26 protein-coding genes, 1 other RNA gene and 2 pseudogenes are annotated in these 23,395 nt (G+C 43.0%); 10 read left to right on the forward strand and 19 right to left on the reverse strand.

All coding sequences use genetic code 11. The annotated features are described in order from the left end of the window. Nucleotides 1-441: 441 nt before the first annotated feature. Entirely contained in the window at nucleotides 442-603 is a 162-nt protein-coding gene (locus M1D67_RS18590) for a hypothetical protein (protein WP_153247050.1), read from the reverse strand. Between the two features lie 202 nt (nucleotides 604-805). On the opposite strand from M1D67_RS18590, the gene M1D67_RS18595 reads away from it, so the two are divergent. The 4 genes from M1D67_RS18595 to M1D67_RS18610 all read left to right on the forward strand — a co-directional run bounded on the left by M1D67_RS18595 (nucleotide 806) and on the right by M1D67_RS18610 (nucleotide 4,193). Further along, nucleotides 806-1,348, forward strand: a complete 543-nt coding sequence (locus M1D67_RS18595; protein WP_020452980.1) for a YcxB family protein — start codon at nucleotides 806-808, stop codon at nucleotides 1,346-1,348. Nucleotides 1,349-1,520: 172 nt separating this feature from the next. Beyond that, nucleotides 1,521-1,901, forward strand: coding sequence for a hypothetical protein (locus M1D67_RS18600; RefSeq protein WP_023856311.1), 381 nt, complete (start codon nucleotides 1,521-1,523; stop codon nucleotides 1,899-1,901). Between the two features lie 283 nt (nucleotides 1,902-2,184). Continuing rightward, nucleotides 2,185-3,903 carry a ribonuclease YeeF family protein gene (locus M1D67_RS18605; RefSeq protein ID WP_020452982.1) on the forward strand — a complete coding sequence of 573 codons (1,719 nt, stop codon included), beginning with the start codon at nucleotides 2,185-2,187 and terminating at the stop codon, nucleotides 3,901-3,903. Nucleotides 3,904-3,908: 5 nt separating this feature from the next. Next, the gene (locus tag M1D67_RS18610) at nucleotides 3,909-4,193 is read left to right on the forward strand and encodes a hypothetical protein (RefSeq protein ID WP_003185302.1); all 285 of its coding nucleotides are present in this window, start codon (nucleotides 3,909-3,911) and stop codon (nucleotides 4,191-4,193) included. 28 nt (nucleotides 4,194-4,221) lie between these two features. On the opposite strand, the pseudogene M1D67_RS18615 reads toward M1D67_RS18610, so the two are convergent. From M1D67_RS18615 to M1D67_RS18650, 8 genes and pseudogenes are all read right to left on the reverse strand, one after another. Beyond that, a pseudogene (locus tag M1D67_RS18615) lies at nucleotides 4,222-4,508 on the reverse strand (peptidoglycan-binding domain-containing protein); the annotation flags it as partial. 118 nt (nucleotides 4,509-4,626) lie between these two features. Continuing rightward, nucleotides 4,627-4,982, reverse strand: a transfer-messenger RNA (tmRNA) gene (ssrA, locus tag M1D67_RS18620). 116 nt (nucleotides 4,983-5,098) lie between these two features. Further along, entirely contained in the window at nucleotides 5,099-5,572 is a 474-nt protein-coding gene (smpB, locus tag M1D67_RS18625) for an SsrA-binding protein SmpB (protein WP_009329604.1), read from the reverse strand. Nucleotides 5,573-5,687: 115 nt separating this feature from the next. Beyond that, entirely contained in the window at nucleotides 5,688-7,991 is a 2,304-nt protein-coding gene (gene rnr / locus M1D67_RS18630) for a ribonuclease R (protein WP_479831440.1), read from the reverse strand. Nucleotides 7,992-8,004: 13 nt separating this feature from the next. Beyond that, complete coding sequence (locus M1D67_RS18635; RefSeq protein WP_035337713.1) at nucleotides 8,005-8,751, reverse strand: alpha/beta hydrolase; 747 nt, start codon at nucleotides 8,749-8,751, stop codon at nucleotides 8,005-8,007. A 140-nt stretch (nucleotides 8,752-8,891) separates the two neighbouring features. Continuing rightward, nucleotides 8,892-9,122 (reverse strand): preprotein translocase subunit SecG, encoded by a 231-nt coding sequence (secG, locus tag M1D67_RS18640; protein WP_003185418.1) that lies wholly within the window; start codon nucleotides 9,120-9,122, stop codon nucleotides 8,892-8,894. 164 nt (nucleotides 9,123-9,286) lie between these two features. Then, nucleotides 9,287-9,568 (reverse strand): AbrB/MazE/SpoVT family DNA-binding domain-containing protein, encoded by a 282-nt coding sequence (locus tag M1D67_RS18645; RefSeq protein ID WP_020452985.1) that lies wholly within the window; start codon nucleotides 9,566-9,568, stop codon nucleotides 9,287-9,289. A gap of 28 nt (nucleotides 9,569-9,596) precedes the next feature. Continuing rightward, nucleotides 9,597-9,830 (reverse strand): helix-turn-helix domain-containing protein, encoded by a 234-nt coding sequence (locus M1D67_RS18650; protein WP_164470226.1) that lies wholly within the window; start codon nucleotides 9,828-9,830, stop codon nucleotides 9,597-9,599. 152 nt (nucleotides 9,831-9,982) lie between these two features. Between M1D67_RS18650 and M1D67_RS18655 the strand changes: the two genes are divergently transcribed. Together M1D67_RS18655 and M1D67_RS18660 are read left to right on the forward strand one after the other, a co-directional pair. After that, a complete protein-coding gene (locus M1D67_RS18655; protein ID WP_020452987.1) occupies nucleotides 9,983-10,384 on the forward strand; it encodes a transcriptional regulator in 402 nt (133 codons plus the stop codon). A 172-nt stretch (nucleotides 10,385-10,556) separates the two neighbouring features. Further along, nucleotides 10,557-10,976: a helix-turn-helix domain-containing protein gene (locus M1D67_RS18660; protein WP_048350316.1), complete on the forward strand. Its 420-nt coding sequence runs from the start codon at nucleotides 10,557-10,559 to the stop codon at nucleotides 10,974-10,976. A gap of 28 nt (nucleotides 10,977-11,004) precedes the next feature. On the opposite strand, the gene M1D67_RS18665 is transcribed toward M1D67_RS18660, so the two are convergent. Genes M1D67_RS18665 through M1D67_RS18680 form a run of 4 tightly spaced genes read right to left on the reverse strand, consistent with a single transcriptional unit; the run spans nucleotide 11,005 to nucleotide 14,444 of the window. Continuing rightward, complete coding sequence (locus M1D67_RS18665) at nucleotides 11,005-11,682, reverse strand: ABC transporter permease (RefSeq protein WP_479831441.1); 678 nt, start codon at nucleotides 11,680-11,682, stop codon at nucleotides 11,005-11,007. 16 nt (nucleotides 11,683-11,698) lie between these two features. After that, on the reverse strand, nucleotides 11,699-12,616 hold the full coding sequence (gene opuCC / locus M1D67_RS18670) for an osmoprotectant ABC transporter substrate-binding lipoprotein OpuCC (RefSeq protein ID WP_020452990.1): 918 nt from the start codon (nucleotides 12,614-12,616) through the stop codon (nucleotides 11,699-11,701). Between the two features lie 13 nt (nucleotides 12,617-12,629). Beyond that, nucleotides 12,630-13,283 carry an ABC transporter permease gene (locus tag M1D67_RS18675; protein ID WP_020452991.1) on the reverse strand — a complete coding sequence of 218 codons (654 nt, stop codon included), beginning with the start codon at nucleotides 13,281-13,283 and terminating at the stop codon, nucleotides 12,630-12,632. A 21-nt stretch (nucleotides 13,284-13,304) separates the two neighbouring features. Then, a complete protein-coding gene (locus M1D67_RS18680; RefSeq protein WP_020452992.1) occupies nucleotides 13,305-14,444 on the reverse strand; it encodes a betaine/proline/choline family ABC transporter ATP-binding protein in 1,140 nt (379 codons plus the stop codon). Between the two features lie 257 nt (nucleotides 14,445-14,701). On the opposite strand from M1D67_RS18680, the gene M1D67_RS18685 reads away from it, so the two are divergent. Next, on the forward strand, nucleotides 14,702-15,241 hold the full coding sequence (locus M1D67_RS18685; protein ID WP_020452993.1) for a GbsR/MarR family transcriptional regulator: 540 nt from the start codon (nucleotides 14,702-14,704) through the stop codon (nucleotides 15,239-15,241). A gap of 51 nt (nucleotides 15,242-15,292) precedes the next feature. Here M1D67_RS18685 and M1D67_RS18690 read toward each other — a convergent pair whose 3' ends face one another. Further along, on the reverse strand, nucleotides 15,293-15,925 hold the full coding sequence (locus tag M1D67_RS18690) for an NAAT family transporter (RefSeq protein ID WP_020452994.1): 633 nt from the start codon (nucleotides 15,923-15,925) through the stop codon (nucleotides 15,293-15,295). 160 nt (nucleotides 15,926-16,085) lie between these two features. On the opposite strand from M1D67_RS18690, the gene M1D67_RS18695 reads away from it, so the two are divergent. Continuing rightward, a complete protein-coding gene (locus tag M1D67_RS18695) occupies nucleotides 16,086-16,865 on the forward strand; it encodes a zinc ribbon domain-containing protein (protein ID WP_026580124.1) in 780 nt (259 codons plus the stop codon). A 42-nt stretch (nucleotides 16,866-16,907) separates the two neighbouring features. Here M1D67_RS18695 and M1D67_RS18700 read toward each other — a convergent pair whose 3' ends face one another. From M1D67_RS18700 to M1D67_RS18710, 3 genes are all read right to left on the reverse strand, one after another. Next, nucleotides 16,908-18,686, reverse strand: coding sequence for a zinc ribbon domain-containing protein (locus M1D67_RS18700; protein WP_479831442.1), 1,779 nt, complete (start codon nucleotides 18,684-18,686; stop codon nucleotides 16,908-16,910). 130 nt (nucleotides 18,687-18,816) lie between these two features. After that, nucleotides 18,817-19,764 (reverse strand): ABC transporter substrate-binding protein, encoded by a 948-nt coding sequence (locus tag M1D67_RS18705; protein ID WP_145623849.1) that lies wholly within the window; start codon nucleotides 19,762-19,764, stop codon nucleotides 18,817-18,819. Nucleotides 19,765-20,071: 307 nt separating this feature from the next. After that, complete coding sequence (locus M1D67_RS18710) at nucleotides 20,072-20,245, reverse strand: glycine zipper domain-containing protein (protein ID WP_158039095.1); 174 nt, start codon at nucleotides 20,243-20,245, stop codon at nucleotides 20,072-20,074. A gap of 225 nt (nucleotides 20,246-20,470) precedes the next feature. On the opposite strand from M1D67_RS18710, the gene M1D67_RS18715 reads away from it, so the two are divergent. Continuing rightward, nucleotides 20,471-20,860: a hypothetical protein gene (locus tag M1D67_RS18715; RefSeq protein WP_328066879.1), complete on the forward strand. Its 390-nt coding sequence runs from the start codon at nucleotides 20,471-20,473 to the stop codon at nucleotides 20,858-20,860. Nucleotides 20,861-21,196: 336 nt separating this feature from the next. Here M1D67_RS18715 and M1D67_RS18720 read toward each other — a convergent pair whose 3' ends face one another. Both M1D67_RS18720 and M1D67_RS18725 read right to left on the reverse strand, forming a co-directional pair. Beyond that, a complete protein-coding gene (locus M1D67_RS18720; protein ID WP_256860326.1) occupies nucleotides 21,197-21,277 on the reverse strand; it encodes a putative holin-like toxin in 81 nt (26 codons plus the stop codon). A 191-nt stretch (nucleotides 21,278-21,468) separates the two neighbouring features. After that, a pseudogene (locus M1D67_RS18725) lies at nucleotides 21,469-21,882 on the reverse strand (DJ-1/PfpI family protein); the annotation flags it as partial. Between the two features lie 76 nt (nucleotides 21,883-21,958). Between M1D67_RS18725 and M1D67_RS18730 the strand changes: the two are divergent. Further along, complete coding sequence (locus M1D67_RS18730) at nucleotides 21,959-23,377, forward strand: DNA-methyltransferase (protein ID WP_479831443.1); 1,419 nt, start codon at nucleotides 21,959-21,961, stop codon at nucleotides 23,375-23,377. Nucleotides 23,378-23,395: the final 18 nt, after the last annotated feature.

Below are 23,395 nucleotides of genomic sequence, written 5' to 3' on the forward strand. Positions count from 1 at the left end.
TTGCTCTTCTTTCTCCGCATCCCCTCCTGTAGTTCATATTTAATAACCGTTTTGCATAAGCGTTGATCATACAAACTTTTACATTTAGCGCCTTCAAAAACTTACCATAATTTTTTAAGCATATTAAGTGTCTTTTATCATTTCTTTTTAATAATCTAAAATTGATTCTTATGAACTAATTTCATTTTTCTAAAAGAAAATAGGGTTGTTTTATAGACATCCGTACGTTGCCTAGAGGTGATTCTTAATCGCGGAAAGAAAAAGAGTTTAAGTTGAATCAGCGGAGCATTACAGCTTCCCCGAAGACGGAAAAGCGGAGATATTATAAATCATCATGTTTTGGATTTTTTAAGGAACGGGCGGCGACTTGACAAGCGAGCTGAATCCGGAGGAATGATCGAAAAGCTGAGTGCCGCTGAGGAAAGCGGCAACCTCTTATAATCAGGAGAAAATAAAGAAAAGACTTAAAGCAATCGCAGTCTGAACAAGCGAAATCAAAGCCAAGTGTCCAAACGGAGTCTTGGCTTTTTTGATGTATGTATCATAAATGGCATTAACAGTAAAGAAACAAACGTATCCTATTAGCGATTCAATGATGAGCATGGTAGACCTCCTTTTGGTCAGCTCCTTCGAATGTATATACAATCAAAGTTCGACATAATACCCTCTGATCCTTTTTTAGCGATCCCTAAGTCGATTACACGGTGCCTCTGCTATACCGATTCCAAAGAAAAACCAATTTCTGAAAATAAATGAAACTTTATGCTAAAATTAAAGGAAAACAGGTTTGAGGTGCAGTAAACTTATGATCCAACACAGTGTCTTTCTTGAGGGAGAATATACATTACAGGATATGAGATACTTCTTTTTTTATTGGCTTAAAAAATACGCATTCCTTTATTTTATTCTTATTTTTCTATTGTTGGTCTGGGTGTTTTCCGTCGATGGGAAGATGCCGATTACCGTTTATCATAGTGAAACACTCGAATTGTTGTTGAATGGACTTCTCATGATTGTACTTTCAATAATATTAACCTCACTTTTAATTGGTTTTTTTTATATCCGGATGCAAATTGTCTATCGGAAAAATGAACGGCTAAAACGTAAAAGAACTTACACTATCAATCCACAAGGAATTCAGATTCAATTTAAGAATTTCGATACGTTGTTTCAATGGTATGAAGTGACAGCAGTAACAGAATATAAACGCCTCATCCTCATGAAAACGTCAAGCAGCCAGATGATTTTGATACCGAAACGCTTTTTCACATTTGAAAATGAACTTCATTCTTTCAGAGAGCTTGTGACTACATATGGGCAGGCCAAAAAATTGAAATTGCAATCTTAAGAAGATGGATTTCTCTTTTTTGTATATCCATTTTCATTTCGTAAAAGGAAGCTTTATTCTTTAGTGATTGTAACCAAATGTATCAGAGGAGAATGCTATTTTTAGAAAACCATTAATAATAAGAATGTCCCTATAATGAATCCAGTCGATAAATAAAAGGCGGTTGATAGTAATGAATAATGCAATACTAAAAAAATTACACCCACATATAGAGGAAGAGGTTACACTTGAAATAAACGGATTTGAATTCACTGGATTTTCAACTATTTGCCCCTATGTCATTGAAGAAGGGAGAGAGTATCCTGTTTTTATTAGCTTCACAATTTTAGATCAGTCAGACCTTCTTGAGTTAGATAAGGAAATCAAAGAATTAGCACGAATTGATGATAGTTATAGATATTATATACGCGGAATACTACATGAAGATTATATTGATGCAGGAATAAAAATTTATGATGACAATGGATATTTTAATGATTATAAATATCTGGCAGGTAAACCCGTAGAGTTATTAGTTGACAGAATAGCAGTTGATTTTCTTGATAATAACTAATGACCAATCGGCAAGAAACCATTCAAAATAAAATAGATTGATGAAAGTCAAAAAAGTTTTAAAACAGTTCTTTAATCTCGAGTTTATAGAATTTGAAAATTATGATCCTGAGTGGTTGCAAGTATTTGACGCACCATTGGAACGATTTAGCCTAATTTTCTCCACCCTTCTTCCTTCCTCTTCATTATGATTCATTTTCAGTGAACCACAGGATTTATTGTCCATTCTTTTCTATAAAGTGGTAAACTTTTTTCTGAATAAGTCTTTTGAAAGGGTTTGACGTATGAAAGTCTTTGAAGCGAGTTCTTTAATTGAAGCAGCGAACAAACGTAAGAAAGAATATGAAGCCTTTGAAGAACAACTGCAAACACTGAAAAAAGCGTTTCTGGGCGTTGCTGATTTAGGTGATGACTTTGAGGGAAAAGGCGCGGACAACATCAAAGACTTCTTTAGAGGACAGGCCGAGATCGTTGATAGTTGGCTCAAGCTTGTCGATGCACAGATCGCTTTTTTTAAAGGGGTTTCCGGCGATATTAAAGATCAAAAGCTGTCCAATTCATATGTGGAAGTCTCCTTTCTGGATCATGAGCTGAAAAATGCGGATTTGAAAGCAACGGAAATCGTCTCAGGGCTCAAGCTGGAAATGGATAAGATCATCGCCAGCGTAAGCGATATTGTTGACTTGGATAATTGGACGCTAGATGACTATATTGATAAAATGGGCAAGGCACAAGAAACTCGCCAGAACACGATCGATGCTGTCAACAAGCTTGACGAATCGTTAAAAACCGAATACTCAAATTTAGAAGCTCTTGACAATACAGTGCTCGCTAAGTATTCCGGTCTAATGGAAGCAACAAGCCATGGAAAAAGTGCGGCTCCGATGCATTTTAGTTTGAAGTCGTTTCATTCCAGTGAAATCTACAAGAATACGATGGAAGTTGAAAAACAGGCCACTAATTACATCGACTCCAAAAGCGAACAAGCCGAAGCCCGGCAACTGCAGGAAAAACAAGAAGAAGAAGCAAACAAGCCTTGGTATTTAAAAACGCTTGATGCTGGTGGAACATTTTTAGGAGAAATCAGCGGGTACTATGATTATAAAAGAGCTGCTGAAGGGATTGACCCGATCACAGGCGAGAAATTAACGGATGGCCAGCGAGTCGCCGCCGGAGCGATGGGTGCGGCCGGCTATATCCCGGTTGTCGGCTGGTTAGGCAAAGGTGCAAAAGGGATCAAAGGTGTATACAGCATGTACAAGGCCGAAAAAGCAGTCACAACTGTAGACAAAGCTCTGGCTGCTTACAAAACCCCGAAAACCTTCCACGCTCTGAAAAACTCTGAAAAAGGCCTATATGGACTGGCCGCGGCTAATGGCTTCAGCGAAACCATCACCGGACGGGATATGCTCGGAAATAAGATTTCGGATGAACAGCGACAGGATAGCCTAAATCGTGCAATCGCAATGATAGCACCTTTCGGTATGCAGAAAGCCGGAAAAGTGCTGAGTGTAAACTCACATAACGGTAGGGCCACTAATCTTTACAGAGGTGAAGACTTTCCTTATGAGCCTAAAAGACCAAACGGCATAGGCAAGTCTCATATTTCCCCTGAAACCGGTAATCTTGTACCTGCCAACAAAACTGGTATGTACCAAGGTCGTCAGGTTACTGTAACAGAGCACGTCCTTGGAGGATATAGAAAAGGCGGGAAATCCAACAGCCCATATACAAGTTTTACAATAAATCAAAAAGTTGCAAAGGGATACGGTGAAAATACAATAGAACTCGACATATCTGCTCTCCGTAAAGCCATCAGGTCTGGTGAAGTGAAGGATATTGTAATTTTATCTCCTAAACAAATCGAAAGGTTAATCAAAAATGATACTCGACAGTCTGAATACTGGAAAAACAAAGCTTTAAAATGGACTCAAAGAGACACTGAATACTTTGTAAAAGGTGAAGTTCCAAAACAATTTATCAAAGTACATCCGAAGGAGTGATAAATATGCTTCTATATTATAAAAATGAATGCTTGGGTGAAATAAAAGGCGCTACTGTTGAAGGTGTCTGGATGTATGGAACAATCATTCCTAATGAAAACATGGAAAAGTTCAAAGATTTCTTTAAGGCTGTAGTAAACGAGGATGACCCTTTTGCCATTGAACAGTATAGTGAAGAATGGTTAGATGATGAAAATTGGTTTATTATTGATGAAAAGCAAAAAAAGGTTGGTATATCCCTTCCAGGGATTTACGAAAATGATAATGAAATAAATTGGAGATGGAGATAAGAAGGCCCTTATTAGAGGCCTTTTTGTATTACTTCAGTAGTGATTCAAGTTTTGCTTTCGTTTTCGGTCCGTAAATACCATCCGCAGACAACTCGTACATCAGCTGGAACCGTTTGACCGCGTTCGCCGTTTTCGGCCCGCAGCAGCCATTTCTATGTCGTTATTCTTTGCCTCTTTGTATGGATAGAAATAGAGGGCAGCTAAAGCCTCTTGAATCCGCCGAACGGCCGTTCCTTTCATGAGTGGGCTTTTTATCTTAAAGATGCCCGCAGGCAGCGTGTAGGATGATTTTTTGTCGCTCGAGGAAAGCTTTTTTTTTTTCCGCTGCAATATGAGGACCGATGACCCGCCATACATGTTCATTAAGCCTTTCAAAGGCTCTTGCACAAACATCAAAACTCCCCAAAAAACAAAAAAACCACCATCATATGTATGGTGGAGACGGTGGGAGTCGAACCCACGTCCAGAAACGTCGATTGCTTCAGCGTCTACGAGCGTAGCCCTGCATATTTAGTTTCGCTCATCTTCGTGCCTGCGGGCAGGCCCTCGGAGAGCTAGTCTGATAAGTCTCTTCCTGCGCTCTCAGACGGGAGCGCAAGCGTAGCCTACTTCGTTATGGGCTCTTAACCGGCACATAGGCGATGCGGGCAAGAGCTCGCTGCGCTAATTAGGCAGCTAGTGCTAAGTTCTGGTTAGATTTGCCAGTTATATTTAGGTGCGTTTTTACGAGATCGCCTCTCGGCTCGCAACTCAAGCTCGATCCGTCCCTGTCGAATCCGTAACGTCCCCTTGGATGAAAAGGAAGTCGGATAACTGGCTGCATCACTATTATAACAAGATCACGCGTCAATTCCAAATGGTAATGTCTGTGATCACGTTCATATAGGATAACATGGGTTCCGGCTTTAGATCAAGCCTTTTTGCCTGTCGCGGAATGCTCTTTCGATTTCGCGTTTGGCGTCTTTGCGCTTTAAGTCCTCGCGTTTGTCGAATTTCTTCTTCCCTTTTCCGAGTCCGAGCAGCACTTTCGCAAAACCGTTCTTCAAATAAATCTTGAGCGGTACGAGCGAGTATCCCTGCTCTTTCGTCAAACCGATCAATTTGTTGATCTGCTTGCGGTGCATCAAAAGCTTTCTCGTCCGCAACGGATCATGGTTGTAGCGGTTCCCCTGCTCATACGGGCTGATGTGCATATTGTGAAGGAACACTTCCCCGCGCTCAATTTTAGCGAACGCGTCCTTTAAATTCACCCGTCCGGCGCGAATGGACTTGATTTCCGTACCTTGAAGCACGATGCCTGTTTCGTATGTTTCTTCTATAAAATAATCATGATTTGCTTTTTTATTTTGGGAAACAACCTTCCCTTCTCCCTTTGGCATACGGCAACCTCCTCCCGCCTTCAATCTCACATTCAAAAGGGCGGCGAATACGTATTATTCTATCAAATGAACGTTCGCCTTACAATTTCGCCGCCCTTTTTTTGACGTGTGCCGTCTATTTTTTCTTTTTCTTGCGTTTTTGTTTCGGCGCGTTTTGAAAACCGCGTTTTTTCTTTACTTTTTTCTTTTTCGGCTTGGTGAACCATTCCCCTTTGTCAGCCGATGGAGCATCCTTTTTAGGACCCTTTTTCTGTTTTGGCTCCGGTTTCTGCCGGCGGCGGGAGCCTTTCATGCCGACGATTTCAAAATCGATGTTCCGCTCGTCTTTATTGACGTCAACGACGCGGACCGTAATCTCATCGCCGATCCGGTAGACGTTGCCCGTACGCTCGCCGATCATGGCATAGTGCTGTTCATCATAACGGTAAAAATCGTCCGTCATAAAGCTGACGTGGACAAGCCCTTCGATCGTGTTCGGCAGCTCGACAAACATGCCGAAGTTCGTAACGGAACTGATCACACCGTCAAATTCTTCACCGATCTTATCCAGCATAAATTCGGTTTTTTTCAAATCATCCGTTTCCCGCTCGGCATCTACGGCATTGCGTTCCATATTTGACGTATGCTCGGCGATCTCAGGCAGTTTTTCGGCCCATTTCTCCCTTGTCGCTTCGTCTGTCTTGCCCTGAATCAAATACGTCCTGATCAGCCTGTGGACGATCAAGTCAGGGTAGCGGCGAATCGGTGACGTGAAATGGGTGTAGAATTCAGTCGACAAGCCGAAGTGTCCGAGGCTTTGCGGATCGTATTTCGCCTGCTTCATCGATCTGAGCATAACCGTTGAAATTACGGCTTCTTCAGGACGATCCCTGACTTCTTCAAGCACGCTTTGCAGCGCTTTCGGATGGATGCTTCCGGCCGTCCCTTTGACGACATAGCCGAATGTCGTAACGAACTCAAGAAATCTCTGGAGCTTTTCCTGATCCGGATCTTCGTGAATCCGGTAAATAAACGGAACATTCATCCAATGAAAGTGCTCGGCGACCGTTTCATTGGCGACAAGCATAAATTCTTCGATCAGCTTTTCTGCTGTCGACCGTTCTCTCAAGACGACGTCCTTCGCTTTTCCTTCTTCGTCGACGAGTACCTTCGCTTCCTTAAAGTCAAAGTCGACGGCACCGCGTTCCATCCGCTTGCCGCGCAGAATCGCAGCCAAGTCTTCCATGTCTTTGAACATCGGGACAAGCGCCTCATATTTCCGCTTCAGCTCTTCATCGTCATCGACTAAAATCTTGTTCACGTCAGAATAAGTCATCCGCTCGGTCGTTTTAATGACACTTTGAAAAATTTCGTGTTCGACGACTTGCCCTTGAGGATTAATGAGCATTTCGCACGACAAAGTCAGCCGGTCAACCTTCGGATTTAAAGAGCAGATTCCATTCGACAGCCTGTGCGGGATCATCGGAATCACCCGGTCGACAAGATAGACGCTCGTGCCGCGTTCATATGCTTCCTGGTCAATCGGAGACCCTTCTGTGACATAATGGCTGACATCGGCAATGTGGACGCCGAGTTTATAATGGCCGTTTTTGAGTTTTGTGACGGTAACGGCATCATCCAAGTCTTTGGCATCTGCGCCGTCGATCGTGACGATCGTCTGATCGCGCAGATCCCGTCTGCCTTCAAGATCTTTTTCATCGATTGTATCAGGCGTATTGCCGGCTTGTTCCATCGCCTCAGCCGGAAAGTCTCCCGGGAGGCCATGCTTATGAATGATGGAAAGGATATCGATGCCGGGGTCGTTTTTGTGGCCGAGAATCTCGATAACTTCCCCTTCCGCACTCATCCGGCCTTCAGGATAGCTTGTCAGGCGGACGACGACTTTGTGCCCCTCGACGGCGCCGTTTTTGGCGTGCTTCGGAATAAAGATGTCATTCGTGATTTTTTTATCGTCGGGAATGACGAAGCCGAAGTTTTTCGTCTCTGTATACGTGCCGACAATCTTCTGAACGTTGCGCTCAATGATGCGGATGATGGCTCCTTCTTTTTTTGTACCTCCGGACTCCGTACTCAGGCGGACAAGCACGGTATCTCCGTTCATTGCCGTATTCAGCTCAGACGGCGGAATGAAGACATCGTCAAGCGAGGAATCTTCGGGGAGAACAAACGCGAAGCCTTTCGCGTGCGCCGACACCTTCCCTTTGATCAAATTCATTTTTTCGGGCAAACCGTAGCGGTTGCTTCTCGTTCTGACGACCAGCCCTTTTTCTTCTAGGGTTACAAGAGCTTTGACAAGCTCTTTGTATTCGTCCGAATCGGTGATTTCCAGCATCTCTTCCAGTTCCTGAACTGTAAGAGGTTTATACGCTTCTTCTTTCATAAAGGAGAGAAGCTTATCCATAAATTCTTCTTTTTCCACTAACCAGACCTCCTTATGTCTGCCAATCCAGCGTTTCTAAAAATTGATACACATCCTTGTGCAGTGCTTCGCGTTCTTTATCCAATGTGATGGCATGACCGGATTCTTCATACCATTTAAGCTGCTTATCATCCGTTTCAACTTCATTGTAGATGATGTTCGCGCTGTCCGTATTAATCATATGATCGTGGCGCGCCTGCACGACAAATGTAGGCGAATAGATCATGTCCACATGCTCTCTGACATCGGCAATCAAATCCTGCAGTGCTTTCAACGTGTTCATCGGCGTTTTTTTGAATTCTTCCATCTCAGCGTCAATCTGTTCCGCTGTCTTGCCTTCAAATTTCTTATAATTGCGTGCATACTCAAGCACACCCTCGTACATCGTCTCTTCGCTTTTGATATACATCGGCGCGCACATTGGAACAATTCCCTTTATGGGTACAGTGTAACCCAATTTCAATGAAAAAACCCCTCCGAGAGACAGACCGCAAGCGGCGATTTGTTCATACCCTTCCGATTTCAAATATTCATACCCGTTCATGACGTCTTTCCACCAGTCTTCCGGCCCTGTAGAAAGAAGTTCTTCCGGAGGCACGCCGTGGCCTTTATATTGGGGCGCATGGCATGTGTAGCCTTTTTCATTCAAATATCTTCCGAGCATTCTCACGTCCGCCGTGTTGCCGGTAAATCCGTGCAGCAGCAGGACTGCTTTTTTTCCGCCTTTAAATGTGAAAGGTTGTGGTTTGACGATTTTCATGATTCACTGTCTCCTTTTCATATGTATTCTTCCACGTTTAGTCTTGAAACAAACTTTATCAATCGGCCGGTCTCTTCATACAAAGACCTGCAAATAGGAAAAAGGCCTGACTTGAACATCAGACCTCATGCTTCATTGTCTTATACAAAGTAAGCAAGCGCAATCGTTAAGAAAAAGAAAAGCACGGTTAAAACGACCGTCATCCGGTGGAGAATCAAATCAAGTCCTCTTGCTTTCTGCTTTCCGAAAAGCTGCTCGGCTCCGCCGGAAATTGCGCCTGATAATCCGGCGCTTTTGCCGGATTGCAGTAAAACGACAACGATCAGTACGATACTTACAATCACTAATAAGACCGTTAAAAATGCGGCCATAACCTACACCTCCAGACAAACTGGCTGACAATAGTTTTATTTTACATGAAAAGCAAGCGCATGTCACGAGCGTTTCGAACAGCTTTTTTTATTTTTTCCCAGCACCTGAATAAGGTATACAAAAAAAAGGAGCGGCTATGCTCCCTATCAGGCGGAATATGTAATCATTTTTCTGACAAGGCCGCCATCATATCTTCCAGCAGCATTTCTGCTCCCCTTGGGCTGAGTACGATTTTGCCGCCCGCATACGTTTTATTTTTGGTGGTGATGTCGCCGGTCATCAAGCATGCCATGTTGGCGGCGTATTTTGTCAAAATGATGTTTTCTCCGTCGGTGTATATTTCGAGCGGGTCCTTTTCATTGATATTCAGCACCCTGCGCATTTCGACCGGGAGAACGACTCTGCCGAGCTCATCGATTCTCCGGACAATTCCCGTATTTTTCACGTTTGAAAAGCCTCCTTTTTTCCTTTGTTTATTGACATTTGTCAACATCTTTATAATAAAAGAGATCTTCAAATTTTTTGTTGAAATACTGAATCATCTTTCCGATCACAAGCTGTCCGGGCCTCCTTTCGCCATTTAAAACTCTGCTCAGAGTCGCCGGGGATACGCCGATTTCAATGGCAAGCTGATTTAAGGAGAGATTGTGTTCAATCATATACTGGAGAACAAAATCTCTTTTGATATGAATCTTTTTTACCATGATTACTCCCCTTTCTAATCTCTTATGTTTCTTTTTGTCTATATTGAACATAAACGATTTGTTAACTTTTGTCAATACTTTTATCATCCATATGTTTCCTATAGGCAATATTCGTACTAAAATATTTTATAATAAGAGATTGCGAGGTTTTGGCCATGACGAACTTTGGATACCATTTACGACAATTAAGGGAACGGAAAAAACTGACCGTCAATCAGCTGGCGATGTATTCCGGCGTCAGTTCGGCCGGCATTTCGCGAATTGAAAACGGAAAGCGCGGCGTGCCGAAGCCGGCGACGATCAGAAAACTGGCGGACGCTTTGAAAGTCCCGTATGAGGAACTGATGGCATCCGCAGGCTATATCAGCGCATCTACAGTCCAGGAAGCAAGAAGCAGCTACGATTCCATTTACGACATCGTTTCACAGTACGATTTAGAGGATCTTTCTCTGTTTGACAGCGAAAAGTGGAAGGTGCTCTCAAAGAAAGACATCGAAAACCTGGACAAATATTTCGACTTTCTCGTGCAGGAAGCAAGCAGCCGAAACAAAAACTGAATACCTTCTCCGCAGCGCACGCCCCCCTTTTTATCATTTTCGTCTGTTTTCGACCCTGCTGTTATTTTATCCCTTATGTTAACTTTTGTCAATATTTTTCCTGTCTGAGTATTTCCTTTAGTCAACATTTGTATTAAACTGTTTATATCATGAATTTGCGGGGGAGATGGCGATGACAATGTTCGGCGAACGACTCAAAGAGCTGAGGGAACAAAGAAGCCTGTCTGTTAATCAGCTTGCTATGTATGCCGGTGTGAGCGCCGCTGCCATTTCCAGAATCGAAAACGGCCACCGCGGCGTTCCAAAGCCCGCGACGATCAGAAAATTGGCCGATGCTCTGAAAATGCCGTACGAGCAGCTCATGGATATTGCCGGTTATATGAGGGCTGACGAGATTCGTGAACAGCCGCGCGGCTATGTCACGATGCAGGACATCGCGGCCAAGCATGGCGTCGAAGATCTGTGGCTGTTTGAGCCCGGAAAATGGGACTGCTTGTCCCGCGAAGACCTGCTCAACCTCGAACAGTACTTTCATTTTTTGGTCAATGAAGCGAAAAAAACGCCAATCATAAAAAGCCGAATTTCTCTTTAGCAGAAATTCGGCTTTTTTCGGCTGCCATTTAAGCGGCATCCGGATTCGGCGTCTTGCCTTTATGATGCTTAACGGGGCTCAGCGCACGTTCAAGCCATCCCATGAACAGATCGGCGATGATCGCCATCAGTGCCGTCGGGATCGCGCCTGCCAGAATGATCGCTGTTCCGTTGGTCGCGTTTGACCCCCTGACAATGATGTCCCCGAGGCCGCCAGCGCCGACAAACGTGCCGATGGCCGTGATGCCGATCGCGATGACGAGCGCGGTTCTGAGCCCTGCCATAATGACCGACAAAGCGAGCGGAAGCTCCACCATCCGGAGCACTTGAAATTTCGTCATGCCCATCGCCTTCCCTGATTCAAGGTAGGCGTGCTCAATGCCTACGATTCCCGTATATGTGTTTCGAATAATCGGCAAAAGCGAATACAAAAACAATGATAGAATCACCGTGTTGGCGCCGAGTCCCATGACTAGCATCAAGACGGCGAGCATCGCAAGCGCCGGAATCGTTTGAATGACATTGGTGATGGAAAAGACCCATTTGCTGATCTTCCGGTATCTGGCGATGAAAATACCAACAGGGATGCCGACGACGGCGGCGAATAATACGCCGTATGCCGACATTAAAAAGTGTCGGTAAAATTCCCCCAGCACATAGCTCCCGTTTTGCGCATAATACGTCCAAAGCTGCTGCAGCACTTCCATTTGTCAGCCCCTCCTTTTACTCAAAATAATTGTGCTTCTTTAAAAATTCGGCCGCGACGACAGAAGGCTCTTTCAGTTTTCCATCAACTTCGTAATTGAGCTCCTGCATCGTTTCGGTATCGATTTTTCCGATCAGTTTATTGATGGTCTCTTTAAGCTCTGGATGTTCCTTCAGCACTTTTTCCGGCACGACCGGCGAACAGTCATACGGCGGGAAAAAGCGTTTATCGTCTTTTAACAGCTTTAAATCATAGGCTTTGATCCTGCCGTCCGTTGAATAGGCAAGAACGATATCCATTTTGCCGTTTTTGACGGCGTCATAAACGAGTCCGATCTGCATTGGAAAGGTCGAGCCGAATGAAAATCCGTATTCCTGTTTAAATCCCGGATATCCGTCGCCTTTTCGTTTCAGCCAGGCATTGTCAACGCCAAGCTTCAGTTTATCCGCGTCTTTTTTCAGATCGGATATGGTTTCATAGTTCCCTTTTTCAGCGAGTTCTTTCGTGACTGTAAAAGCGTACGTATTGTCAAATCCGTAAGAATCAAACCATTTGTAGTTGAATTTCTTTTTAAAGTCCTGCTGTACGATGTGAAGCGCTTTTTCCGGGTCTTTCTCCGCTTCCCTTCCTAGCGTACTTGTCAGATCGGTTCCCGAATAGCGCGTCGCTGAAATGTCGATGTCTCCGCCGAGCATGGCCTGGTGCTGCACATAGTTTGAGCCGAGGTTTTTGACAAGCACCGTATTGAGATCTGTATCATGCTCGATCAAAAGCGAGATCATATTGGCAAGAATTTCGGATTCGGTCAGGTTTTGCGCCCCGATTTTGATCGTTTTATCGGAAGCCCCGCCAAGACCCGGCAGCGCACAGCCGCTGATCAAAAGCGAGAAGACCAGCATGACGGCGCCGAGCCGTCTCAATTTTTTTGTTTGCATAAGAGCCAACTCCTTATGATACTTCCTTCATCCCTTTTAATCCTTGGGGCGTGACTTTGTCTTCAGTTTTCGACAGCATATAGTCGATCACAATGGCCAGTATCGTAACCGGCACCGCTCCGGCGATAATGTACTCAGGCTGGTACAGGTTGAGCCCGATAAAAATATAGTCGCCGAGTCCACCGCCGCCGATAAAAGCCGCGAGCGTCGCCCAGCCGATTAAGTAAACGGTGGAAGTCCGGATGCCTGCCATGATCACCGGCACCGACAGCGGCAGTTCGATCAGGCGGATTTGTTCCCATGCAGTCATACCGATTCCCTTTCCTGATTCAAGCAAATTTTGATTGACGCCTTTTACGCCCGTGTAAGTGTTTCTCAGAATCGGTAGGACTGAATAGAAAAACAGCGCGACAATCGCCGGAATCTTTCCCACTCCGAGGAGCGGAATAAAAAACGCCAGAATCGCCAAACTCGGCAGCGTTTGAATGATATTAACAATTCCAATCACGACGCCGGCCCCTTTTTTCATTCTCGTTAAAACGACACCGAGCGGAACCGCGATAATGATGCCGAGCAGCACCGCAAAAATGGATATATATAAGTGCTCCCATGTTTTATAAAGCATTTCCCCGCCGTTGTTCTGGAGAAATTGGACGATCTGATTCATGATTGATGCACCTCCCTACATTTAACGTTGGACAAGGGTTTCTTCATCTCCCCAAATCGAGTCGTACACGATGTCGACAAGGTTTGCCCTTGTGACAATTCCGACAAGGCGCCCTTCTTCATCAAGAACGGGAACATATTTGAATCCTCTTTTCAAAATTTTTCGGACGGTATCTCTGATGAGCGTGCCTTTTTGAACGGAGTAGACATTCTCATTGACAACCTCTCCGACCGTGACGGCTTTTTTCCGGTATTGATCGATGATTTCAACATCGATATATCCTTTTAAGACATTGCGTTCGTCCACAACAAGCAGTGAATCGACGCGGCGCTCCCTCATCACTTGAATCGCTTCAGTCAGGTTTTTTTCACTCGTAATCGTGACCGGATTCGGATTCATCACTTGTTCGACATGCTCGATGTCAGGACGGGACTGAAGAAGCCGTTCTTTTCCGATGAACTCCTCAACGAATTCATCCGCCGGATTCCGCAAAATGTCGTCAGGCGTTCCGACTTGAACAATCTCGCCGGCACGAAGAATCACAATTCTGTCGGCAAGCTTGATCGCTTCATCCATATCGTGGGTCACAAAGACAATCGTTTTGTCCAGCGATTTCTGCAGCTTTTTGAACTCTTCCTGAAGCGAATCACGGGTGATCGGGTCCAGCGCTCCGAACGGTTCATCCATTAAAATGAGGGGCGGCTCTGCCGCAAGCGCCCGCAGCACGCCGATTCTCTGCTGCTGTCCGCCGCTTAGTTCATGAGGATAGCGGTTCAAATATTCCGGCCCCATATCAACGAGCTGAAGCAGTTCCTCCGCCCGCTTCTTCCGTTTTTCTTCCGGCCATTTCAAAAGCCTTGGAACAAGCGTGATATTCTGCTGAATCGTCATATGGGGAAAGAGTCCGATTTGCTGAATGACATAGCCGATTTTCCGGCGCAGCTCCACCGGGTCCTGATCCATTATGTTTTCTCCGTCGATGTAAATGCTTCCTGAAGTCGGTTCAATTAAACGGTTGATCATTTTCATCGTCGTTGTCTTCCCGCAGCCGCTCGGTCCGATAAAGACGATAAATTCACCTTTTGCTATATCAAGATCAATGTTCTTGACCGCTTTTTTTCCGCCTTTATAAACCTTCGATACATTTTCTAGCTTCAGCAAAACGCACACCTCCATCTGTTTTTTAAAAATTTCAACATCTCATTTATTATAAAATACACTTTGTAAAATAAAAAGTTTACAAAGTGTTTAAATTATATATATAAGACATAAAAATATATGTTAACGGCATCAATCTGCTGGTTATTCTTAAAATTACGGCCGATTTCTTTATTTTCCTGCCGTTTTAGTGTTTTCAACCGCTAGCAAAATTATGATATATTGACAATAAAATTGGCTGCCCGAAGGGATGATGTGCTTTGGAGGAAAACGCTTTAAAGGCGATTAAACAAGCGGAAGAACATTTCATAGAAAAAATCGCGGAAAACATGAATACGTACGGTATATCATCAACTGTCGGCCGCGTGCTCGGGATTATCTATATGAACAGAAAGCCGATGACTTTAAATGAACTGTCAGAAGAAACGGGCATGAGCAAAACGAGAATGAGCCAGGTCGTCCGCGAAATGCTCGATTTAAATATAGCCGAAAAAGTTTTTGAAAAAGGCGTCCGCAAAGATTTGTACGATGTCGAACAAGATTATTACCAAACGTTTATTTCATTGTTTACGGCCAACTGGAGCAAAGTCGTCAAAAAGAACAGGATGATCGGGAAGAAAATCAGAAAAGAGCTGTTGGAAGCCCTTGAGGAAGAAGGCCTTTCACCCGAAACCGAAGCTAAAATCAACGAGCTGCTGGCAGAAACAAAACAATGGATCGATTACTGCGAGTGGCTTGACAATCTGATCGCGTTTTTGGAAAGCGAAGAAATCTTCAAGCATGTGCCGAAACCTTCATAAATTGAAAAAAAGCTGCAAAGAATAAAGCAGCTTTTTTTGCTTTTTCTCCAATCATCCCGACAAAACCGGAAACATCCCTTTTAAGCCCGTGCCGATCATGCCGACCGCCACGACCGCCAAAATCAAGCCCATCAGCCGGGTGATCACATTCATTTCCGTCTGCCCCAATTTGTTGCTGATCAGCGTCGAATAATGAAAAGCCGCAAACGTCAGCAGGAGGACGGCGGCGATGCCGATGATCATACCGCCAAAATGAACCAGGCTGCGGCTGCCGGCCGAAAGGCTCATCACCGTTGCAATCGTTCCGGGCCCCGAAATGATCGGAATGCTGAGCGGCGTCACCGAGATATCCTCTTTTTCCTTGCTCTCGCGGTGTTCATCATGATGGAGCGACTGAACATGAGACTGCTTCGCATTCAACAGATTGTAGGCAATTCCGAAAATGAAAATACCCCCGGCAACTCGCAACGCATGGATGTTGATGTCAAAAAGCCTGAAGATGAACTCTCCGAATATGAGAAACGCGATCAGAATCAGAAACGATAAAATTGCAGCCTTTCTCGCCAATGCGGTGCGTTCTTTTGCTTCATAGCCTTCTGTGAGCGCCAAAAAGATCGGCACATTGCCTATCGGATTTGTGACGGCGAACAATGATACAAAAACATGGATGATAAAAGCAAACACGGTTTACCACTCCTTTCTCAGTAAAAAAATACGGGTAATCGATTTTTACCTCCGACGTTGGCCGCTTAAACTTTCAAAAAACAATGTCATCTTGCGGCACTTTCCTTTATAATAATTTTTTATAGGATAAAATAACTATTTCAAAGGAGATTTTATTTTTATGACATGTTCAAAGTGCGGCCATCAAACAGATGGCGGAAAATTTTGTGAGCAGTGCGGGGCAAGCTTGGCAGGCGGCAGTGCTGACAGCAAGGCTCCCGCTGAAACGCCGCAGGCAGCGAGGTACACGGAGGCGGCGAAACAAGCGTCTTCCATGTATTTTTCCTTTTGTTTAAAGGTATTGAAACGACCGTATACCGAAATGAAAAACGCGGGGGAACAGCACGTCCTCAACAGCATCATCACAATGGTGATCTTTGCGCTTACAGTGCCGCTGATGTTTTACTTCGGCCTCAAAGGCTTTTTTGACTCTCTCGGGGACTATTCCGGATTGTTCGGCCGATCCTACGCAATGCCGACATTTTTTGATATCGTCGTCAAGCCCGCTTTTACCTTTGCTATTTATATTTTCTTATTATTTGTTTTTACATACGCAGGTGTGCGCATTCGAGGTGTGCAAGCGACATTTAAGGAAGTGCTCGGACGGTTTGGAACGGTGCTTGTTCCTTTCGTCGCACTTCTGCTCGCCGCATTGCTCTTATCATTCATGCAAACGGGTTTGTTTGTATACATTCTTTTCTTTGCCCTTTGCGGTATCGCCTTTTTAATTCCGCCGGCTGTCATCTTGAGCTACCACGAAAAAGCGGCAGGCGCTGTTGATACGATTTACGCGACGCTGATCGTCTATTTGCTGACATTTATGTCTGTGCGGATCATGGGAGATTTGTTTCTTGAATATTTCGGAAGGATCGGAGGCTCTATATTAGGGCGGCTGTTTTAGTGAAGTAAAAAGCCTTTTTCCTCAAAGGAAAAAGGCTTTTTTTTATTCTATTGACGTCAAGAGCAATTGTCCGTTCTCGATGGAGGCATGATATGTCCAATGATACGTTTTTAACTGTTTTTTTCCGCCTTTAATGATATTGATTTTCTCCGTTGTCTTAATCGTTGCCTCCCGCCCGTTTTGCTTCCAGCTGTTTACGCTGAAATCTGCAACTTCTTCCTGCGTCCCGCTGTTGTACAGTTTAGTGACAAGTTTCTTTTGATCGTTGTACAGCGGACTTCCTTCTTTCAAGCTATCGCGGACAAGGCCGAAATTGTTTGTGTTGATGGCGCCTTGAAGACCGTATAAATACGTTTCAATGGCGGAAGCAACCTTTTGATCAGTGAGCTCTTCATCTGCTGATGCATTGTTCACAGCTCCTTTTGCCGAAGCCCATGCCGATGTGTATTCCTTCGGATTGTCATTTTTGATTTCTTTTTGATGTTCGATATTGATAACGGCTTCAGGATCGCTTTTTTCGACGAACCACTTTTTCTTGCTTTCTGAATAGACCAGTGTGTACGTATAGCCGTTATCGTTTTCTTCCAGTTCAGGGGCACTGTAGTCGTCATAATAAGCCGATTTATGCTTTTCAATCACCTTGACCTCTGTTTTCCATTGCCCGTCTTCTTTGTACAGCCGAAACGAATCAAGATCAAATACGGTAGATAAGTAGGTGCCTTTATAGTAGGTGCTGCTGCTTTTCAGCCCGTCCGTGACCTCTTTCAGGCTAGTTTGATAAGACGTCGCGGCCAGTGTCATGCCGCTGACATCGCCGCTTGCAAAGGCCTTTGCTGCTTCTTTTGTATGACTGACGACCGTGGTCATCATCTCATCCATAAATTCCTTGTCTGAAGCAAGATTGACTTCGATTTCCCCGCTTTCAATCGGCGTTTTTTCGCTTTTCAGCTTCCCCCACGGAAATTGCGCCTCAACCGCAGCAGTCATTGAACCGTCAGCCAGCACGGGTCCGAATTCAGTTCCTTTGAACGGGTTGATCTTCATCTCCTGATCATTGATCCAGAGCGTTCCTTTCAAGTTTTCATAGCCTTCTCCAAAGACGAGCTTTGCCATGTGCCCGTCAAGATCCGCATTAACCTTCACATCACCTTGGAGGGCAGTGACCTTTTCCGCTTTTTCAAGGTCGGCGATTCCGCTTTTCAGCTTTGCCTTCACCTCGTAAATACCGGGAACAAACGGGCCGATTTTTTTCTCGAAGTTTTCTTTTTCTGTTGTGATGACCTTCTCACCGTTAACAAACAGGCCGGTATCTTTATAGTTTGTCTTAACCGTTAAATAGACAGGCGCCGTGTTCAAGACATAGTTGTCATAGATCCAAAAACGTCTGCCCTTTTTTTCGATCGTCATCAATGGATGGCCGGCACCGCTCTTTAAGGATGAGATCAGCTCTTTTTCTTCATCCGGATGTTCTTTCAAATAATCGAGGAGCGGCTTGACGTTTTTCTCCGTGACAGCCAGATCCACGTCTGATGATTGAAGCAGTTTTGCTGCTTTCTTGGCATCTTTCTGATCGAGGGCAGCTTCAAAATCGGAAATCAGTTTTTCCTTTGAAGTGAGTGCTTCACCGGTTTTATAGCCGGCAAACAATAAAATCAAGCAGGCCGCGATTGCTGCCATGATGATGATTCTTTTTCGTGTCATCGCACGCTGATACCCCGCCGCCGGATCGGAAGCTCGTTCCTCGTCCGCCCGCGCGCCGCAATGCTTGCAATACAGCGCATTTTTTGTTCGTTCCCTTCCACATTCCTTGCAAAAATTCATGACTTTCCTCCTATCAAACTTAAACCTCGTTAGTCATTTTATACTATATTTATCGTAAGAAGGGAGTTAATCTTAAGGCAGCATCAAAAAAAGCCAAACGAATGCGCTGATCCGTTTGACTTTTTTTTCATTATTTTAAAAAGTATTTTTCGATATCATCAAGCATCAGATTCGCTGCAAGGACGCCCCCGGCTGTATTCCAGACGGCATCGCTCACTTTATGGACGTTTCCTTTTTTGGAGACGCTTAAATTTTTAAAGAGCGGATCGTTGATATAGTCTTTCTCAATGGCGCTTGCTTTGTCATCGCCTGTCTCATACGTGTAATAAAAAAGCACGTCTCCATCCATATCAGGAATTTGCTCCTTTGTCACTTCCATTTGTCCGAGATCGTTGGCTTCCTGGCCTTTAGGCCTTGCAAAACCGAGCTGATCCAAAACCGTTCCGGCAAACGATCCCTTGTGATAGATGCGGGTATCGGCATCTGTAAAGCGGACGAGAGAGACTTTTTGCTTCACTTTATCGCCGAGCTTTTCATGAATGTCTTCAACACGCTTGTCAAAGTCAGCGATGACTTTTTCGCCTTCTGCTTTTTTATTGAGCGCCTCGGCTGTCAGCTTAAAGTTGTCTTTCCATTCCCCTGACAATGTCTCGGCAAATACGGTCGGCGCGATGGCTTTCAGCTTGTCGTATACTTCTTCTTGGCGGATTTTGTTGCCGATGATGAGGTCAGGGTTCAGGCTCGCGATTTTTTCAATATTCGGCGCAGCTTCCGTTCCGACGTTCTCTACGCCTTTCATTTTATCTTTAATATGATCATACCATGGATCTCCCAGCCAGGATTGAACGGCGCCGATAGGTTTAACACCCAGGGCGAGCACTGCTTCTGTCGCTTCATTCGTCAGCACAACGACTTTTTTCGGAGTGCCGTCAATTGTCGCTGTTCCCATTGCGTGCTTTACAGTATAGGAATCTTTGCTGTCGTTCTTCTCCGCAGCTTGTTCTTTCTCTTGATTTCCACAGGCGGCTAATATAAGGAAAAGCGCAGCGAACAGCGCAAACCATTTAAAACGTTTCATGATATGCTGTATCCCCTTTTCTCAAATGATTTTCATTATCAATTAGATTATATAATGAAACAACCCAAAGTCAATATGAAATTCCTATAAATCTGCTTTGGATTGTGCTAAAGACCGCCTTGCGCTGTTTCAGAGGTGGGATTATCCATTTTAATCCACTGAATGTAATTATATTTAGTTAACTTTTTATGTCTTGTCAAAAAAATAACCAGATAGAATACTTAATAGTATTCTGATCCTGACAACTAAAAAGTCAGAAGCCTGTTACGCGGCATAGAAGATATTTAATAAAAAGATCACATTAGACTTATTTATTATTTAACTTTTTGTATCTAATATAAAAAGAAAGATCAATTAACGATCCAAGCATTATTCCTATGGAAAGACCATACGATAAAATATTAAAAACGACTCCAAGGAAAAGACCTAAACAAAAACCGATTACTAGAAATACCGCGCCATCCCCTTTATATTGTTTCAAAATAAACAGCTCCTTAAATGTATAAGTTAATTATAAAGTTGACATTATAAAAAAATATTCTGGCAACATTTAATCCCATTAAACTCCATTCAACTATTATTTTCTCAATAAAACAATAGTTTTTTTAACTTTAGTTATTAATCGTTTAAAGTTCAAATACTAAGATAAATAATCCGCTTTTACTTCTGATAATTATAGTGTATATTTTCAATTGGAGGGATTTAAATGAAAAATTTGACCTTATCGATTTTCTATCTTTTAGGATTTGTGATGTTAAGCAGCTGGTCAGTTTCATTTGGAGAAATGTTCGGAGTCAATGTTTCAGCAATACCTCAGTTTATTTTAGCGATGCTATTCACACTTTTCATAGGAGGCTATACAGGTCTTCCATTAATTTATATCAAATTCAAAAGATCTGAAACGTTGTTTTTTACGAATCAAAAAGTCTTCCTCGTCGCTTTAGGATTGGGTGTGCTGTTTTCCTGTACAGCTTACAGCCTTCAGCAAGCGCTCTCTCCCATCGCAATTGTGCTGTTGTCGATCATTGGTTTTTTGATCATTGGCATCAGCGGTTTTCTTCCCGCCTGGTTTCTGAAGCCTGTGAAAAATCTGTGATAACGGGTGGTTTTTTCTTAGGCTGAAGGAGCCCAAGATGAACTTAGTGTTTGTAAACGGCGCTAGGAATATGGTGCTCTGTGGATAGAAAATCACTTGCCGATTCATAATCCGGCGATTGATTCTTTTTAAAACAACAATTTGCTATCGCCATTTACAAATTAAAGAAAATTATTTATGATATAGATGTAATCTCAGGAAGCATGTTGCATATACTAAAAAGACCGAAGTGCTCCAACACTTCGGCTTGTACAAAAAGCCGGCCCTTCAAAGGGACTTGCTCAGATTGATCTAAAATAGACCACTCCCTATCACTTTCCAGGCTCAAGGGACGGTCTATTTTTCTTTATTCTTAGACAACACGGCAATCAGCATGCCAAAAGCAATCATTAAAGAGATTGTTTCATATGCTGTCATCTTTATCACCCCCTTTCAGAAGGGGATGAGCAAGACTTCCCTTGAGTGAGCAAAGCTTTTTATACGAGGTAGATTATACCATATCAAGCAGAACATTAAATAAAGAATAAAAAACTTTTTTCACTCATGAAATCCAGCTTTTCCGCCGAAAAAACCATCCTTCGACATCGACTAAACTCTTGGTCTTTGAGCTATTTATTGATTGAATTCATTAACTTGAAGAAGTATTCAGGTTGGTGGGTCTTATTGAGTTGATACCATGAATCCAATGTATCCGGTGCAAACACGTCTAATTTTTTCAGTACTTCCTTTGCGAATTCGAGAGGAGCCGCTCCTGATGCAGTAACCAGATTCCCATCAGATACCGCGGGTCCCATCTCATAAAATGGTTCTCCTTTATAATGAGGACAGACCATTTTCATATATGCCAAGTCATTGCTTGTATGCTTTCTTGAATTCAGATATCCGCTATTCGTCAGTCCCGCAGTTGCACCGCAAATTGCGGCAACCATCGCGCCAAGCTTTAAAGCTTCGCCGGCCTTTTTCAGGATCGGCTGATGAATCTTTTCTCCCCAAGTATTCCCTCCGGGTAAAATGATTAGATCCAAATAAAAAAGATGGATCTTTTTCCTCTGCATTGTTATAATGAAAAGCACAGATTAATCAGTTAGGAAGGATAACATGATAAATATTAACAATCAACTCCTCAATTTAAGAGAATTTAATAAATACTTGACTTGTAATTCGACTGAATTCTTTAATTATATACCCGATAATGTTGAGCCGTTTATTGACTTAATTGTTACTTCTCCGCCTTATTGGGATATGAAACAATATGGGGAAGTAGAGCAAACTGGCTTTAAACAATCTTACGATGATTATCTGAATGACATTGAACGAACATTTGAGCATATTTTCAAACTATCTAAAGATACAGCAACACTTTATATAAACAGCGATACTTTGAAACGTAATGGAAAAATAGTAAGGTTACCCGATGACATCGCTACTCGTTTAGAAAAAATCGGATGGATTCATAAAGACGTAATTATATGGAATAAAGGCAAGACTTTACCTTGGTCTCGCAAAGGGCAAATGAGAAATACCTTTGAATACATTCATATGTTTACTAAAACCAATAAATATAAATACTATATCGAAAGAATTAAAACTGTAGATGAATTAAAAGAATGGTGGGTTGATTATCCAGAACGTTATAGCCCTCAAGGAAAAGCACCAGACAACATTTGGGAATTTTTCATTCCAACTCAAGGAAGTTGGGGTACCAAAAAAGATTTTGGTGATAAGAAATTCAAACATGCTTGCCCTTTCCCACCTGAGATGATGGCAAGAATTATTAAATTATCCTCAGATGAAGGGGATGTTGTTTTTGATCCATATGCAGGAACAGGAATACTACTTGCTACTGCGCTGAACTTAAACAGAAAGTATCTTGGCTTAGATACAAACCCTGATTATAAACAAATTTTTGAGCAGGTTACCAAGCCTCTTATTAGCGACAAAATTGATGAAATTAATTACTATTATCAGAAACAAGATAAGCTTAAAAACCTTCTTCAAGAAGCAATATACAAATTAAGAGTATTGAAGTTTCCTAAAGCATTAATCAAATCACTTACTAAAGAAGGAAGTTCACTATCTATAAAAGCAGCTTTGGCCATTGAAGAAGAGATGACTCCTGAGGAAAAAGAGGTTAAGCATAAGATTGGAAAAGCTACTTATTATTTAGTTACTAATACTGAAATTAAAGAGGAAATGGAATACTTCTTGGAAAACATCATTAGCAAAGCTCCATTCTCAAAGTATGGGCTTATAACTGATGTAAGATTCATTAGCCCAGAAGAAGCTATAAACCTGTTAAGTTCCTTAAATAATACCCTAAACCTCTATAGCAAAGGTTCTGTAAATAATGTTTTCGGACATGTTACGGTTGAAGAGGCTAAAAGTATTATTGAAGATAGTATCTTAAATCTTAGCCATACAGATAAGAATATACCCCCAATTTTCAGCAATCTACAAATTAAGTTGGATGACTATAATGAAATTCCAAAAGAGAAGTATGTGAAGAGGAGTTATTAATAAAGATAACTCCTCTCA

The sequence above is a fragment of the Bacillus sp. PK6-025 genome (assembly GCF_056530265.1).